Origin of the sequence: Aeromonas sp. R7-2, assembly GCF_040908105.1 — a bacterium.
Lineage (GTDB): Bacteria > Pseudomonadota > Gammaproteobacteria > Enterobacterales > Aeromonadaceae > Aeromonas > Aeromonas caviae.
The window spans coordinates 95,506-110,831 of record NZ_JBFODC010000036.1 but is presented as its reverse complement, the minus strand read 5'-3'; the positions used below and the strand labels follow the sequence as shown (position 1 = coordinate 110,831).

Genomic DNA, 15,326 nt, shown 5'->3' with positions numbered 1-15,326 from the left:
TATTTGCAACACTAGGGGTCTGGCCCGGGCGCAGTTGGCCCACCATGGCAGACTAAGCCGTTCATCTTACCCGCGCAGGTTTGATAAACAAGCAAAAATGTCGGACCCTTGCGGGGATTTCCCCATGCATAGTGCATGGATCATGGCGGCTGGACGGGGGTGAGGGTGAAGGAGCGCAGGCGGGGGCCGGATGGCTGGATACGGGTGTTGCAGGGGCTGGTGATCCTCTGCTGGGGCGGCTTTGTCGCCCTGCTCTCCCTCTATCACTTCGCCCGGCCAGAGGTGGCTTACGGCTTTCTGGTCTATGGGGGCGTCAAGGTGCGCCAGAGCTGGGACCCCCTGCTTACCCCCTGGCTGGAGCGCGGGCTCTGGGGTTGCTGCCTGCTGACCCTGGTGGTGCTGGTGCTGGCCCGTGGCCGCAGCCGTCGGCAGGAAGATGCCCGCCACGTCAATCTCTTCATCCTGCTGCTGATCCTGGTGGCCTGCCTGCTGCTTTACTACCGGGGCTGAGGGCCGTCGCCGTCATCCAGCCCCTGAGAGGCGGGGCGCTTGCCTATCTGGCGCTCCACGCTGTCGAGCATCTGGTTGTAGGCGAGCGCCACCCGGCCAATCTCGTCCCCTTCATCCCCCTCCAGCCTGTGGCCGAAGTCGTTGCGATCGGTGGCCTCCTCCATGGAGCGGGTCAGCTGGTTGAGGGGGCGGACTATCCAGGTGCGGATGACCCAGAGGGTGAGCAGGAGTCCCAGCCCGAAGATGAGGGTGAGGCTCAGGGCCGAGGTGAGGATGTTCTGCTCCACCCGGGTAAACAGGGTGTCGAGGGAGTAGTCAAAACGCACCGCCCCCAGCACGGTGTTTTCCGGCACCTGGTGGCAGCTGGTGCAGTCGGTACCGCGAAAATCCTTTCTGGCCAGCAGCGGGCGGGTCACCACCAGCCGGCTGTGCATGCCGTCATGCTCTACCTCCAGGCTCCCCTTGCCCGCCAGCGCCAGGGCATCGTACCTGTCCTTCGGGGCCTCGACGTCACGGCCCGGCCCGTACTGCTTGTTGACCGCCGCCCCGCGCACGATGCGGGCATCTTCCACGTGGGCGTGATGGAGAAACTTGGCGCGCAGGGTGTCGCGGGCGTCCATCTTGCCGGTCAGCATCAGCATGTTGAGGCCGTCGAAGTAGGCCTCGGTCTGCTCGCGGCTCTGCTCCTTGATGAGGGTCAGGATGAGGTCACGCTCGCGCACCGCCTGATAGGCCGCGGAAAACACCAATACCATGGAGAAGATGAAGAGCAGGAAGAAGTTGATCTTGGCAGCAATGGAGAGGCGCATGGGGCTGGTACATCTGTTGGGTAAAACCCGCGCAGTCTACTCTCCTCGCCGGACGGGTTTTGGTGTCTTGCTCACATTCTGATGAAAAAGCGCCGAAAGGCCCTGCGTTCTCATGCAGGGCCCGTTCATCCGGACTCAATATTCGCCGATGGTGATGGCCTCGTGGATGGCGCCGGTCAATACCCGCAGCTCCTCGGGGGTGATGACGAAGGGGGGCATTAGGTAGATGAGCTTGCCAAAGGGACGGATCCAGGCGCCCAGCTCCACGAACTTGCGCTGGATGCGCGCCACGTCCACCCGCTCCTTCATCTCCACCACCCCGATGGCGCCGAGCACCCGCACATCCGCCACCGCCGGGTGCAGGGTCAGTTCCACCAGTTCGGTTTTGAGTTGGTGTTCGATGGCTTGCACCCGCGCCTGCCACGGGGAGGCGAGCAGCAACTCGATGGAGGCGTTGGCTACCGCGCAGGCAAGCGGGTTGCCCATGAAGGTGGGGCCGTGCATGAAGACGCCTGCCTTGCCGTCACACACGGTGCGAGCCACATGTTCGGTCGTGAGCGTGGCCGACAGCGTCAGATAGCCGCCGGTGAGCGCCTTGCCCAGGCACATGATGTCGGGGCTGATGCCGGCCCAGTCGCAGGCAAAGAGCTGGCCGGTGCGGCCAAAGCCGGTGGCTATCTCGTCGGCAATCAGCAGCAGGCCGAATTCGTCGCACAGGGCGCGCACCCACTGCAGGTAGCGGGGGTGGTAGAAGCGCATGCCGCCCGCCCCCTGGACGATGGGTTCGAGCACGATGGCGGCGATTTCCTCGTGATGATCCGCCACCAGGGTGGCCAGCTCCACCACGCTCTGCTCGTCCCACTGAGCGTGGAAGCGGCAGCTTGGCGCTTCGACGAAATGGTGTTCGGGCAGGAAGCCCTGGTAGAGCTCGTGCATGCCGCCATCCGGGTCGCACACGCTCATGGCGCCGAAGGTGTCGCCGTGATAGCCGCCCCGAAGGGCAACGAATTTGGCGCGGGGCGTCCCTTTGGCATGCCAGTACTGCTGGGCCATCTTGAGGGCCACCTCCACCGCCACCGAGCCGGAATCCGCCAGAAAGACCCGATCCAGCCCCTTCGGGGTGATCTCCACCAGTTTGCGGCAGAGCTCGACCGCCGGGGCATGGGTCAGGCCGCCAAACATCACGTGGGACATCTTGCCGAGCTGGGCGGTGGCGGCCGCGTCCAGTTCCGGCACCTGATAGCCGTGAACGCAGGCCCACCAGGAGCTCATGCCATCCACCAGCTCGCGCCCGTCCGTCAGGGTGAGGGTCACCCCTTTGGCGCTGGCCACTTCATAGCAGGGCAGGGGATGGGTGAGGGAGGTATAGGGGTGCCAGACGTGGTGCAGGTCGAATTCTTGGTTGGTCATTTTGTGTTCTATTGTCAATTGATTTGATCTGGTCGGTGTTGACAGTCTACGCGTGCTCTCTACACTAGCCAACAATTTCAGCCACTTGGCTTCGCGCACGCCCTGGCGTCGCGCTGTCCAGCTGGCGGGTCTTGCGGCGAACGCTCTCTTGAGCGCGGCGCAGGATCCCACCAATAACAACCGGAAGCCATGTATGAATGCTCTCACCGCGGGTGCCCACGCCCTTCGTCACGACTGGACCCTGTCCGAGGTTCAGGATCTCTTTGCCCTGCCATTCAACGATCTGCTGTTCCAGGCCCAGACGGTGCACCGTGCCCATTTCGACCCGAACGAGGTGCAGGTAAGCACCCTGCTCTCCATCAAGACCGGGGCCTGCCCGGAAGATTGCAAATATTGTCCCCAGAGCGCTCGCTACCACACCGGGCTCGAGACCGAGCGGCTGATGGAGGTGGAAAAAGTGCTGGAGCGGGCCCGGGAGGCCAAGGCCAACGGCTCGTCCCGCTTCTGCATGGGGGCGGCCTGGCGCAACCCGAAAGAGAAGGACATGCCCTACATCCTGCGCATGATTGAAGAGGTGCGCGGGCTCGGCATGGAGACCTGCATGACGCTCGGGATGCTGACCGCCGATCAGGCGGCGCGTCTCGGGGCGGCGGGGCTCGATTACTACAACCACAACCTCGACACCTCGCCGGAGTTCTACGGCGACATCATCACCACCCGCACCTATCAGGACAGGCTCGACACCCTGGAGCATGTGCGCGGCGCCGGCATGAAGGTCTGCTCCGGCGGCATCGTCGGCATGGGGGAGCAGGCGAAAGACCGTGCGGGCCTCTTGATGGCGCTGGCCAATCTGCCGCGCCACCCGGAGAGCGTGCCCATCAACATGCTGGTCAAGGTGAAGGGGACGCCCCTGGAGAACCAGGAGAACCTGGACCCGTTCGAATTTATCCGCACCATCGCCGTGGCGCGCATCATGATGCCGGCCTCCCACGTGCGCCTCTCCGCCGGGCGGGAGAAGATGAACGAGCAGATGCAGGCCATGTGCTTTATGGCCGGGGCCAACTCCATCTTCTACGGCTGCAAGCTGCTGACCACCCCCAATCCGGACGAGAACAGCGACATGCAGCTCTTCAAGCGCCTTGGCATTCGCCCCGCCCAGCGGGCCCAGAAGCCGGATCAGGTTCAAGAGGAGGAGCTGCTGGCCGAGGTGAACCGCCAGAGCGAGCCGAGCGAACTCTTCTACGATGCCACCCGTTCCCGCGCAGATGTCCTCCGTCCATGATGACGCCCGTTGTTACCGGCCCCTTTGCCCTGGGGGAGGCGCTGGCCGAGCGTGAACAGGCCACCCTGCTGCGCCGACGCACCCCGGTGGATGTGGCGAGCGGTGGGCGGATCCGGGTCGGGGGGCGTGATTACCTCAACGTCTCTGGCAACGACTACCTGGGCCTTGCGGGTCACCCCGCCATCAAGGCCGCCTTCACGGCGGGGGTGGCGCAATATGGCGCAGGGGCAGGCGCCTCGCCCCTGGTGACGGGTTACAGCCGCGCTCACCAGCAGCTGGAAGAGACGCTTGCCGACTGGCTCGGCGTGGAGGCGGTGCTGCTGTTCAACTGTGGCTTCTCCGCCAATCAGGCGGTGCTCAAGGCCCTGCTCGGCAAGGATCACCTGCTGTGGCAGGACAAGCTCAACCACGCCTCCCTGCAGGAGATGGGGAGCCAGCTCCCCTGCAAGATGAAGCGCTTCGGCCACAACGACATGGCGGCCCTTGAGCGGCTGCTTGAGCCAAACCGGGGCCTGATCGTCTCGGAAGGGGTCTTCAGCATGGACGGGGATCAGGCCCCCTGGGCTGAGCTGGCAACACTCGCATCCCGAAGCGGCAACTGGCTGATGATTGACGATGCTCACGGCCTCGGCGTGCTGGGTGCCGAGGGGCGCGGCACCCTGGCGGCCCAGGGGGTGAACCCGGCCAGCGTACACATCCAGATGGGGACCTTCGGCAAGGCGCTCGGGGTGGCCGGCGCCTTTGTGGGGGGCAGTCGCGAGCTGGTGGAGTACCTGGTCAATTTTTCCCGCCACTATGTCTACAGCACCCATATGCCCCCCGCCCAGGCGTGCGCCGTGCGCCAGAGCATCGAACTGGTACGCGTAGCCGACGAGGCCCGTGCCCACCTGGCTCGCCTTGTCGCCCGGTTCCGGCAGGGGGCGCAGGCGCTCGGCTGGCGGCTTGGGGCAAGTGATACCCCCATCCAGCCGTTGCTGGTGGGGGAGAGCGTCGCTGCCCTGCAACTGGCCGAGCGGCTGCGGGAGTGCGGTGTCTGGGCTGGCGCCATCCGCCCGCCCACGGTGCCGGTCGGCACGGCGCGCCTTCGCATCACCCTGTGCGCCGCCCATGGCGAAGATGACGTGGATCGCCTGCTCGAGGCCCTGGGGCCCCGCCCATCCACTGAAGAGAGAGGGGGCGCCCATGGTGCATGAGCGTTTCCAGTCGGTGGACAAGGCACAGCTCGCCCGCCGCTTCGGAGCGGCGGCCCGCCACTACGACGCCCACGCCCGCTTCCAGCAGGAGGTGGGGCAGTCGCTGCTGGCGCGCATGGACGAGGGGGGCGTGAAAGAGGTGCGCTCAGGGGCCGGGCTGGATCTGGGTTGCGGTACCGGTTTCTTCCTGCCTGCCCTGGCGCCGCGCTGCGAGACGCTGACCGGGCTGGATCTCGCACCCGGCATGCTGGCCCAGGCGGCCCTTCGCGGCAGCGGAGCCCGCCTGGTGTGCGGCGATGCGGAGGGGCTGCCCTTTGCCGACCAGAGCCTGGACTGGGTCTTCTCCAGCCTGGCCCTGCAGTGGTGCGAGCGGCCGGCCCAGGCCTTTGCCGAGCTCAACCGGGTGCTCAAACCCGGTGGCCAGGTCTTCTTCTCGACCCTGCTTTCGGGGTCACTGTGGCAACTGCGGGAGGCCTGGCGGGCCGTGGATGGTCGTGACCATGTCAATCGCTTCCTGACGTTGCCCCAGTTGCAGCAGGCGGCCCGTGACGGGGGCTTCGAGGCCCCGGCACTCTGCCCGCTGACCTGGTCCCTCGCCTACCCGGCGCTCAGTGGACTGCTGCGCGACCTCAAGGGGATAGGTGCGAGCCAGGTCAACGACGAGCGGTCTGCGGGCCTGGGTCATCGCCAGCGCCTGGTGCGACTGGGGGAGGCCTACGAGCGCCACCGTCAACCGGACGGCCTGCTGGCCGCCAGCTACGAGGTCTGCCTCGGGCGCCTGGTGCGGCGCTGACACAAAAAGACCCGGCGCACCCACCCCTTCAGCGGCAGGACGCGCGCCTGCCTTTCACCATGGATATCGGGGCGCCTCTGCGCCCCTGCACTGCATCGAGGAATCATCATGGGGACATCCTATTTCATCACGGGTACGGACACCGACGTGGGCAAGACCCTGGTGGCCCGCACCCTGTTGCTGGCGCTTGCCGCCAGAGGCATTCGCTGCGCCGGGTACAAACCGGTGTCGGCGGGCTGCACCCGCACCCCGGAGGGGCTTCGCAATCTGGATGCCTTGCTGTTGCAGCAGGCGGCCACGGTTGCGCTGCCCTACGAGCAGGTCAATCCCTATGCCTTCGAGCCGCCCATCGCCCCCCATATCGCCGCCCGTGAGCGGGGGGTGAGCATCCCCTTCGAGGGGCTGTCCGCCGGCTTGCGGGAGATTGAGGGAGCTGGGGCCGATCTCGTCATTGTCGAAGGGGCGGGGGGCTGGTTCCTGCCGCTGGATCATCAGCGTCTGCTCTCGGAGTGGGTCGCCCAGGAGCGGCTGCCGGTGATCCTGGTGGTGGGGGCCAGGCTGGGCTGCCTCAACCATGCCCTGCTCACCGTCAGCGCCATTCGCCAGCAGGGGTTGACCCTGGCGGGCTGGGTCATCAACCGGGTGGATCCGCACATGAGCCGCTACGAGGAGAACCTGGACACCTTGAAAGCCATGTTGCCGGCCCCATTTCTGGGGGAGCTCCCCTTCGTGGACGCGGTGAATGAGGTGGATTTGCACCACTGTCTCGATGTGTCGCCCTTGCTCTGAGGCCAGACATTCAGCAAACATTCATCGAGTCTGTCTATTATCTGGGGCAAGTGTGGCATCGGTCGCCCCTGGGGCGCCCCGAACCATGCATCCATATCTCACAAGGAGTCAATATGAAGCGAATTATGCTATTCCTGGTGACCAACCTGGCCGTCATGCTGGTGCTGGGGGTGGTACTCAATATCCTGTTCTCGGTTCTGGGGATCAACAAGTCCAGCATTTCCGGTCTGTTGGTGTTCTGCGCCGTGTTCGGTTTTGGGGGTTCCTTTATCTCCTTGCTGATGTCCAAGTGGATGGCCAAGCGCAGCTATGGCGTCCAGGTCATCGAGCAGCCCCGCAACGAGACCGAGCACTGGCTGGTGAGCACTGTTGCCCGTCAAGCCCGTGAGGCTGGCATCAAGATGCCGGAAGTGGGGATCTACGACTCCCCCGAGATGAACGCCTTTGCCACCGGCGCCCGCCGTGACGACTCCCTCGTCGCCGTCTCCTCTGGTCTGCTCTACAGCATGAGCCGCGACGAGGCGGAAGCCGTGCTGGCCCACGAGGTGAGCCACGTGGCCAACGGCGACATGGTGACCCTGACCCTGATCCAGGGGGTGGTGAACACCTTCGTGATGTTCTTCGCCCGCATCGTGGCCGGCGTCATCAGCAACTTCTTCAGCTCCAACAACGAGGAAGAGAGCAGCAGCACCGGCGGTTTCGCCTACATGATCACCGTGTTCGTGCTGGAGATGGTGTTCGGCGTGCTCGCCTCCATCATCGTCATGTGGTTCAGCCGTCAGCGCGAGTTCCGTGCCGACGCCGGTGCCGCCAAGCTGGCCGGCCGCGACAAGATGATTGCCGCGCTCCAGCGTCTCGCCCGCGGTGCCGAGCCGCAGATGGAGGGTTCCATGATGGCGTTCGGCATCAACGGCAAGCGCTCCATGAGCGAGCTGTTCATGAGCCACCCGCCCATCGAGCAGCGCATCGCCGCCCTGCGGGGCTGATAGCCAGTCATCTAAAGAAAACGGCTGCCCTCGGGCAGCCGTTTTGCATTCCGGGGACGGGGTTTTGCCCCCCGATCACCCTATTTGATCACCAGATCCGTCAGGGGCACGGCGCAGCAGGCGAGGATCTTGCCCTCGGCACGCTCGGCGGCGCTGATGGCGGGGGCATCGGGGTGATCCACCTCGCCCGAGACCAGGGTCTGCTTGCAACTGCCGCAGATACCGGCACGGCAGCTCCAGGGCAGCTCTACTCCCTGCTTGTTGGCCTGATCCAGCACGGTGCCCTGGTTGTTGCCCGCAAACTCCCGCTCGCCGATACGCAGTTGCACCGCCTGATGGGGGCGGGCCACCGAGAGCAGGGCCCCGCCAAAGCTCTCCTGGCGGATGCGCTCGGCAGGCACGCCAAGGGCGGCCAGTCTGGCGGCCGCATCGGCCATAAAGCCGTGGGGGCCGCAGATAAACACCTCCCGCTCCTGCAAATCCCGGATCCGGCCCAGGTGATCGTCATTCAGACGGCCGCTGAGCCCCTGCCAGTGTTTGTCAGGCTGGCTCAGGATCAGGGTGAGGGTCATTCCCTGCTGCGCCATGGCGTGCAGCTCGCTGGCGGCAGGAATGTCTGCCTCGCTGCGACACAGGTGCATGAAGTGGACGTCATCGAGCTCCCCCCGTAGTGCCAGAGTGCGGGCAATGGAAAGCATGGGGGTGACACCGGATCCCGCCGAGAGCAGCAGCAGCCTGCGCTCGGACCCTAAGTGAAACTCGCCGGCCGGGGGGGCGGCCAGCAACCGGTCGCCCACTTTCAGCTCATGGTGCAGCCAGGGGGAGAGGCGGCCATCGGCCAGCTTCTTGACGCTGATGCTGTAACGCTCGGGCCGCTCCGGCGTGGAGCTCAGGGTGTAGCGGCGCTGAACCCGTGAGTTTTTGATATCGAGGCTGATGGGCAGGTGCTGTCCAGGCAGGTAGTCGGGCAGGGGCTCGCCGTCGGCAGCCTCGAACCAGAAGGTTTCCAGATCCCGGGCCAGGGGTTCCCGGGCGACGCACACCAGCTCCCGTTTTTTCGGGGCCGCGTTGGGGTAGACCGGCGCCCGGGCCCGCTCCAGCACCTCGATCTCGCTGCCCGCGTCAATCCACCCCTCGTTCAGGGCCACCAGATTCTGGCCGAAATAGACCTCACCATCTTCGCCACGGCGGTAGCGGGTGAGGGTAGCCAGCGGCTCTTTCAGGGCATTGAAGCGCTCCGTGCCTGCCTCCACCGTGGTCATGATGCAGCGGCTGCACGGCTTGTCCACCCGAAACTCCACCTCGCCGATGCGGATCCGCTTCCAGCCATCCTCTTCAAAGGGGCGGGTGCCGCTCGCCACCAGGTTGGTACGAAATTGGCTCATCTGGTGCAAGGCATCGGATCTCAGGTTGAGATCCTCAAGGGAAGCCTGGCTGATGAGCAGCAAGGGGTAGCCGTCCGCAAAGCTCACCCGGGTGCCGGTCTTCTCCCGAAAACGATCGGATGCCTCCCCGAGCCAGAGCAGGCGCACCGGCTCCCTCGCCACCCGGCTCAGCCACTCATCGGCTTCGGGCCCGGTGTGCAGGGCGGTAAAGCGATCCCCCCAGACACCGGTGTGCTGAGGGGCGCGACTGAACGCCGCCTCCATGAGGGCAAGGGGGGGCAGACCCGGATAGCGCAGTTGCAGCCCCCCCTCGACGGGGGTGGCCACCACCTGCTGCAACTGGGGATGGGTGCGGGCGGTGATAAAGGTGCCATCCGGTTTGACCACCATGTAGCGGCGATCCCCGGCAAGCCCCTCCTGGGTCACCCGGGCGCGCTCCAGCGGCATGCCTGCCGTCGATTTGATGGGGTAGAGATGTATGCTGGCGAGGGTCGGCATGTCCTGGTCCTTGTGCTGTGGCGATTCCTGTGAAGAGGGGAAGATAACGATTCCTGCCCCGGGCGGCAATCTTCTCCTGCTACCCATGTCGAGGGCGGCGAGGGGGCTCGGGCGACAGGCCCGAATGGCTGCGGGGTGTGACGGAGATCCGGTTGTGAAGGGGGCGACCCATAAAGCGCAACATTTATTGATCCTGATCCACCATGTCGTACAAAAAACGGCCCATCATCGGGCCAGCTTCCAGTTTCTGACGCTTTCGCTTCTTCCCTCTCCGGCCACCGTCTGCCCAGGCAAAACGGTATCAAGCGCATTCGGATGGGGCCTGTCACACAAAAAGAAGAAAGCAATGTATGAGCAAACAACTGGATATGACCCCACAGCCGGATCTCTCCCAGAAAACGGGAACAGGCCCGGTCCGTACTCGGCTACCCGTCTGGCGGCCGGCCCTGCCACCTTGCAACCATGCCTGCCCGGCTGGCGAGAACATCCAGGCTTGGCTTGCCCTGGCCGAAGCAGGCCGCTTTGAGGCGGCCTGGCAACGACTGATCGAAGAAAATCCCCTGCCTGCAGTCCACGGGCGGGTCTGTTATCACCCCTGCGAAACGGCCTGCAACCGTGCCCAGGTGGATGATGCCGTCTCCATCCACGCCATCGAGCGCTTCCTCGGCGACGAGGCGCTGGCCCGTGGCTGGCAGCCTGCGCCACCTGCCCCTGCCAGCGGCAAGAAGGTGCTGGTGATCGGTGCAGGTCCCTCCGGCCTCTCCTGCGCCTGGCACCTCAATCGGCTCGGCCATCAGGTGGAGATCCGCGAGGCGGGGCCGCTGGCTGGCGGCATGCTGCGTTTCGGCATTCCCGCCTACCGCCTGCCTCGCGACGTGCTGGATCGGGAGGTGGCTCGCATCGTGGCGGCCGGGGTGACCCTGACTCTCAACCACAAGGTGGAGGATGTGCTGTGCGAGCGCGACGAGGGGGGCTTTGACGCCGTCTTCATGGCCATCGGCGCCCATCTGGCCAAGCGGGTTGATATTCCGGCCCGGGAGGCGGGCAAGATCCTCGATGCGGTGAGTTTCCTCGAACAGGCGAGTCTGGCCGAAGAGAAAGGAATGCCACCGCCCAAACTGGGACGGCGGGTGGCCATCTACGGTGGCGGCAATACCGCCATGGATGCGGCCCGCACCGCTCGTCGCCTCGGGGTCGAGGAGGCGATGATCATCTACCGCCGCGACCGGGACCATATGCCAGCCCACGCCTTTGAAGCCGACGAGGCCGAGGAGGAGGGGATCAAGATCAACTGGCTGCGCACTATCCGCCAGCTCGACAGTACCAACATCGAGGTGGAGGTGATGGCGCTGGATGCCGAGGGCAAGCCGGTGCCCACCGGCAAGTTTGAAACCCTGGAAGCGGACTCCCTCATTCTGGCGCTGGGTCAGGAGGTCGACCTCTCGGTGCTTGAGAGCATCCCCGGCGTGCGGGTCAACAAGGAGGGAGTAGTACAGGTTGGTGAGAACCTGATGACGGATGTGCCGGGCCTCTTTGCCGGTGGCGACATGGTGCCCTCCGAGCGCACTGTCACCATCGCCACCGGCCACGGCAAGAAGGCGGCGCGCCATATGGATGCCTGGCTGCGTGGTCGCCTCTACCACAAGCCGCTTTCCTATTCATTGGTGGGGCCGGAGCAGTTGCAGCTCTGGTTCCAGACCCATGCGCCGGCCAGCAGCCAGCCGGTCAAACCTCCCTCGGCGCGGGATGACTTTGGCGAGATCATCGGCGGACTGGACGAGACGGCGGCCCGCTACGAGGCGGCGCGCTGCTACTCCTGCGGCAACTGCTTCGAGTGCGACGGCTGCTATGGCAGCTGCCCAGAGCAGGCCATCGCCAAGCTGGGGCCGGGTCTGGGGTATCAGGTGGATGCCGAACGCTGCACCGGCTGTGGTGCCTGCCATGACCAGTGCCCCTGCCACGCCATCGAGTTGCGCCAACCGGAGGAGTCCCAATGAAACATGAACTGATCATGGTTGACGGCAACGAAGCCGCGGCCCGGGTGGCGTACCAGCTGAGCGAAGTGTGTGCCATCTATCCCATCACCCCGAGCTCGACCATGGCCGAACTGGCCGACGCCTGGGCGGCACAGGGGCAGACCAACCTCTGGGGCAACATCCCCACGGTGGTGGAGATGCAGAGCGAAGGGGGAGCGGCTGGCACGGTGCACGGCGCCCTGCAGGCGGGGGCGCTCGCCACCACCTTCACCGCCAGTCAGGGGCTGATGCTGATGCTGCCCAACATGTACAAGATCGCAGGCGAATTGACCTCGGCGGTGTTCCATGTGGCGGCCCGATCCTTGGCGGCGCAGGGGCTCTCGATTTTTGGCGACCATCAGGACGTGATGGCGGCGCGCAGCACCGGCTTTGCCATGCTCGCCTCCGGCTCGGTGCAGGAGGCGCAGGACCTGGCTTTGGTCGCCCACAGCGTCACCCTGCAATGCCGGGTGCCCTTTATCCACTTCTTCGACGGCTTTCGCACCTCCCACGAGGTGAACAAGATCACCGCGCTGCATCGGGATGAGATCCGGGCCCTTATCGACAACGACTGGGTGCGCGCCCACCGTGCGCGGGCGCTCAACCCGGATCATCCGGTGATGCGTGGCACCGCCCAGAACCCGGACACCTATTTCCAGTCCCGCGAGAGCGTCAACCCCTTCTACGAGGCGGTGCCGGCGCGGGTGCAGCAGTGCATGGAGAGCCTCGGCGAGCTGACCGGCCGCCACTACCGGCTGGTGGAGTACCACGGCGCAACCGATGCCACCGATGTCATCGTGCTGATGGGCTCGGGGGCGGCCACCGCCCGCACGACGGTGGATTGGCTCAACCGGCAGGATCGCAAGACCGGGGTCTTGGTGGTGCGCCTCTATCGCCCCTTCCCGGTGCAGGCGCTGCTCGATGCCCTGCCCGCGAGCGTTCGCCGCATGGCGGTGCTGGATCGCACCAAGGAGCCGGGGGCAGGGGGCGAGCCGCTGCTGCTGGATGTGCAGAGCGCGCTGATCGATGGCTTGCAGCGCGGCCTTATCAAGCGGCTGCCCTGGCTCAGTGGCGGTCGCTACGGCCTCTCTTCCAAAGAGTTCACCCCCGCCATGTGCGCGGCGGTATTCGAGGAGCTGGCCTCCGACGCGCCGCGCCCGCGCTTTACCGTAGGGATCGTGGATGATGTGTCGGGCCTCAGTCTGGCCTGGCACCCCATCGGCGATCTGGAGCCCGCCAGCCGGGTGCGGGCGCTCTTCTTCGGTCTCGGTGCCGATGGCACCGTCGGCGCCAACAAGAACAGCATCAAGATCATCGGCGAGCTGGAGGGGTTCCACGCCCAGGGCTACTTCGTCTACGACTCCAAGAAGTCGGGTTCGCGCACCGTCTCCCACCTGCGCTTTGGCCCCGAGCCCATCGACGCCCCCTGGCTTATCGAGCAGGCGAGCTTTATCGGCTGCCACCAGTGGGGCTTTGCCGAATCGGTCGATCTGCTGGAGCACGCCGCAGAAGGGGCGACCCTGCTGCTCAATGCCCCCTATGAGGCGGACAAGGTGTGGGACCAGCTGCCCGAGCGGCTGCGCGCCCGCATTCGAGCCCTCAATATCCAGCTCTATTGCATCGATGGGGATCGGGTGGCCGAGCGCAACGGCATGGGCAATCGCATCAACACCATCATGCAGACCTGTTTCTTTGCGCTGGCTGGCATCTTGCCGCGGGATGAGGCGATTGCGCTGATCAAGGAGAGCATCGAGAAGAGTTATGCCCGCAAGGGACCCGAGGTGGTCGAGCGCAACTTCGCGGCAGTGGACGACACTCTGGCTCATCTCCATCAGGTGGCCATCCCCGCCGGTGAGGAGCAGATCAGCGACTATCCGCTGCCATTGGCTCCCGGCGGCAGCGAGTTTGTCCAGCGTGTCACCGGCGAGATGCTGGCGGGGCGCGGCGATCGCATCCCGGTCTCCATGCTGCCGGTGGACGGCACTTACCCCACCGCCACCAGCCGCTTCGAGAAGCGGGATATCGCCCGCGAGATCCCGATTTGGCATTCGGATATCTGCATCCAGTGCGGCAACTGCGTCTTTGTCTGCCCCCACGCGGCGCTGCGGGCCAAGTTCTACCATCAGGACTGGCTGGCGACTGCCCCCGAGGCAGCCCAATCGGTGCCCGTCACCGCCAAGGGTTTCCCCGACAGCCGCTACACCTTGCAGCTCTATCCGGAAGATTGCACCGGTTGTGGCCAGTGCGTGCAGGCTTGTCCGGTGCGGGCAGGAGCGGATGAGAGCCATGAAGGCGAGCGCGCCATCGCCATGATGGACAAGGCTCCCCATCTGGCTGGTCAGAAGCAGGCGCTGCGCTGGTTCGAGAGCCTGCCGTGGCCTGCCCGCGAGCGGGTGGACTTCTCCACTGTGCGCGGCACCCAGTTCCTCGAACCCCTGTTCGAGTTCTCCGGTGCCTGCGCTGGTTGTGGCGAGACCCCCTATCTCAAGCTGCTGACCCAGTTGTTTGGCGACCGCATGCTGGTGGCCAACGCCACCGGCTGCTCCTCCATCTACGGCGGCAACCTGCCGACCACCCCGTGGGCCAAGAACGGCGAAGGGAAGGGGCCGGCCTGGTCGAACTCCCTGTTTGAGGACAACGCCGAGTTTGGCTTTGGCTTCCGTCTCACCGCCGATCAACATCACGGTCAGGCGGTGGCGGCCCTCGAAGCGATGAAGGGGGAGCTGGGCACAGAGCTGGTCGATACCCTGATTAGCGCCCCGCAACGGCTGGAGTCGGAGATCCGCGCCCAGCGCACCCGGGTGGCGCAAGTGCGGGAGCGGTTGGAGGAGGTGAAATCCGGCAAGGCCCGCGAGCTGTTGTCGCTTATCGATCAGCTGGTGCGGCGCTCGGTCTGGATCATCGGCGGCGATGGCTGGGCCTATGACATCGGCTCATCGGGGCTCGATCATGTGCTCGCCTCCGGCCGCGATGTGAACGTGTTGGTGATGGATACCGAGGTCTACTCCAACACTGGCGGCCAGATGTCGAAATCGACCCCGCTCGGTGCCGTCGCCAAGTTCGCGGCGGGGGGCAAGACGCTGGCCAAGAAGGATGTGGCGTTGCAGGCCATCTCCTACGGCAACGTCTATGTTGCCCGCATCGCCTTTGGTGCCAACCCGCAGCAGGCGCTGCAGGCCTTGCGTGAGGCCGAGGCCTATCCGGGCCCGTCGCTTATCATCGCCTACAGCCACTGTATCGCCCACGGCATCGATATGGAGTTTGGCCTGACCCAGCAAAAACGGGCCGTCGCCTCCGGTCACTGGCCGCTGATGCGCTACAACCCGGTATTGCGCAGTGCGGGGCAGAACCCCTTCAGCCTCGACAGCCTGCGCCCCTCCATCCCCCTCGCTGAATACCGGCAGGAGGAGACCCGTTATCGGGTGCTGGCCCAGAGCCATCCGGAGGAGGCTGAGCGGCTGATGCAGGTGGCGCAAAAAGTGGCGTGGCAGAAGTGGGCCACCTACGAGGAGATGGCTACCCGCGAGGCCAGCCATTTCCATCCGCCGGTGTGATAATGGGGTGAGTGAAATATAACCAAGCGGGCCATTGGCCCGCTTCGTTTTCCGGTGCCAAGGGAAGTGGCCGTTGCCGCGCCTCGTGAGCGGCCAACAAAA

The 15,326-nt window shown here is 65.3% G+C and carries 11 protein-coding genes; 8 read left to right on the top strand and 3 right to left on the bottom strand.

Features of this window, described 5'->3' with window-relative positions; all coding sequences use genetic code 11:
* Nucleotides 1-165 precede the first annotated feature (165 nt).
* Complete coding sequence (locus AB5Y47_RS15815) at nucleotides 166-510, top strand: hypothetical protein (RefSeq protein WP_042016383.1); 345 nt, start codon at nucleotides 166-168, stop codon at nucleotides 508-510.
* On the opposite strand, the gene AB5Y47_RS15810 is transcribed toward AB5Y47_RS15815, so the two are convergent.
* Nucleotides 498-1,319 (bottom strand): HAMP domain-containing protein, encoded by an 822-nt coding sequence (locus AB5Y47_RS15810; RefSeq protein ID WP_043155238.1) that lies wholly within the window; start codon nucleotides 1,317-1,319, stop codon nucleotides 498-500. The two genes, AB5Y47_RS15815 and AB5Y47_RS15810, sit on opposite strands and share 13 nt — an antisense overlap.
* Before the next feature lie 135 nt (nucleotides 1,320-1,454).
* Nucleotides 1,455-2,729, bottom strand: a complete 1,275-nt coding sequence (gene bioA / locus AB5Y47_RS15805) for an adenosylmethionine--8-amino-7-oxononanoate transaminase (protein WP_043155237.1) — start codon at nucleotides 2,727-2,729, stop codon at nucleotides 1,455-1,457.
* Nucleotides 2,730-2,922: 193 nt separating this feature from the next.
* On the opposite strand from bioA, the gene bioB reads away from it, so the two are divergent.
* The 5 genes from bioB (at nucleotide 2,923) to htpX (ending at nucleotide 7,772) form a co-directional block, all read left to right on the top strand.
* A complete protein-coding gene (gene bioB / locus AB5Y47_RS15800; protein ID WP_043155235.1) occupies nucleotides 2,923-4,011 on the top strand; it encodes a biotin synthase BioB in 1,089 nt (362 codons plus the stop codon).
* Nucleotides 4,008-5,204 (top strand): 8-amino-7-oxononanoate synthase, encoded by a 1,197-nt coding sequence (bioF, locus tag AB5Y47_RS15795; protein ID WP_043155233.1) that lies wholly within the window; start codon nucleotides 4,008-4,010, stop codon nucleotides 5,202-5,204. Before bioB ends, bioF begins: the two co-directional genes overlap by 4 nt.
* A complete protein-coding gene (bioC, locus tag AB5Y47_RS15790) occupies nucleotides 5,194-5,997 on the top strand; it encodes a malonyl-ACP O-methyltransferase BioC (RefSeq protein ID WP_041212694.1) in 804 nt (267 codons plus the stop codon). Before bioF ends, bioC begins: the two co-directional genes overlap by 11 nt.
* A 108-nt stretch (nucleotides 5,998-6,105) precedes the next feature.
* Nucleotides 6,106-6,786: a dethiobiotin synthase gene (gene bioD / locus AB5Y47_RS15785; RefSeq protein WP_041212695.1), complete on the top strand. Its 681-nt coding sequence runs from the start codon at nucleotides 6,106-6,108 to the stop codon at nucleotides 6,784-6,786.
* Between the two features lie 113 nt (nucleotides 6,787-6,899).
* Complete coding sequence (gene htpX, locus AB5Y47_RS15780; RefSeq protein WP_010674070.1) at nucleotides 6,900-7,772, top strand: protease HtpX; 873 nt, start codon at nucleotides 6,900-6,902, stop codon at nucleotides 7,770-7,772.
* A gap of 80 nt (nucleotides 7,773-7,852) precedes the next feature.
* On the opposite strand, the gene AB5Y47_RS15775 is transcribed toward htpX, so the two are convergent.
* Entirely contained in the window at nucleotides 7,853-9,655 is a 1,803-nt protein-coding gene (locus AB5Y47_RS15775; protein WP_270825398.1) for a hybrid-cluster NAD(P)-dependent oxidoreductase, read from the bottom strand.
* A gap of 350 nt (nucleotides 9,656-10,005) precedes the next feature.
* Here AB5Y47_RS15775 and AB5Y47_RS15770 point away from each other — a divergent pair, with 350 nt between their 5' ends.
* The gene (locus AB5Y47_RS15770) at nucleotides 10,006-11,652 is read left to right on the top strand and encodes an NAD(P)-binding protein (protein ID WP_319910336.1); all 1,647 of its coding nucleotides are present in this window, start codon (nucleotides 10,006-10,008) and stop codon (nucleotides 11,650-11,652) included.
* On the top strand, nucleotides 11,649-15,224 hold the full coding sequence (nifJ, locus tag AB5Y47_RS15765) for a pyruvate:ferredoxin (flavodoxin) oxidoreductase (RefSeq protein WP_368220375.1): 3,576 nt from the start codon (nucleotides 11,649-11,651) through the stop codon (nucleotides 15,222-15,224). The genes AB5Y47_RS15770 and nifJ overlap by 4 nt, the downstream gene beginning before the upstream one ends.
* The last annotated feature ends 102 nt before the right edge of the window (nucleotides 15,225-15,326 follow it).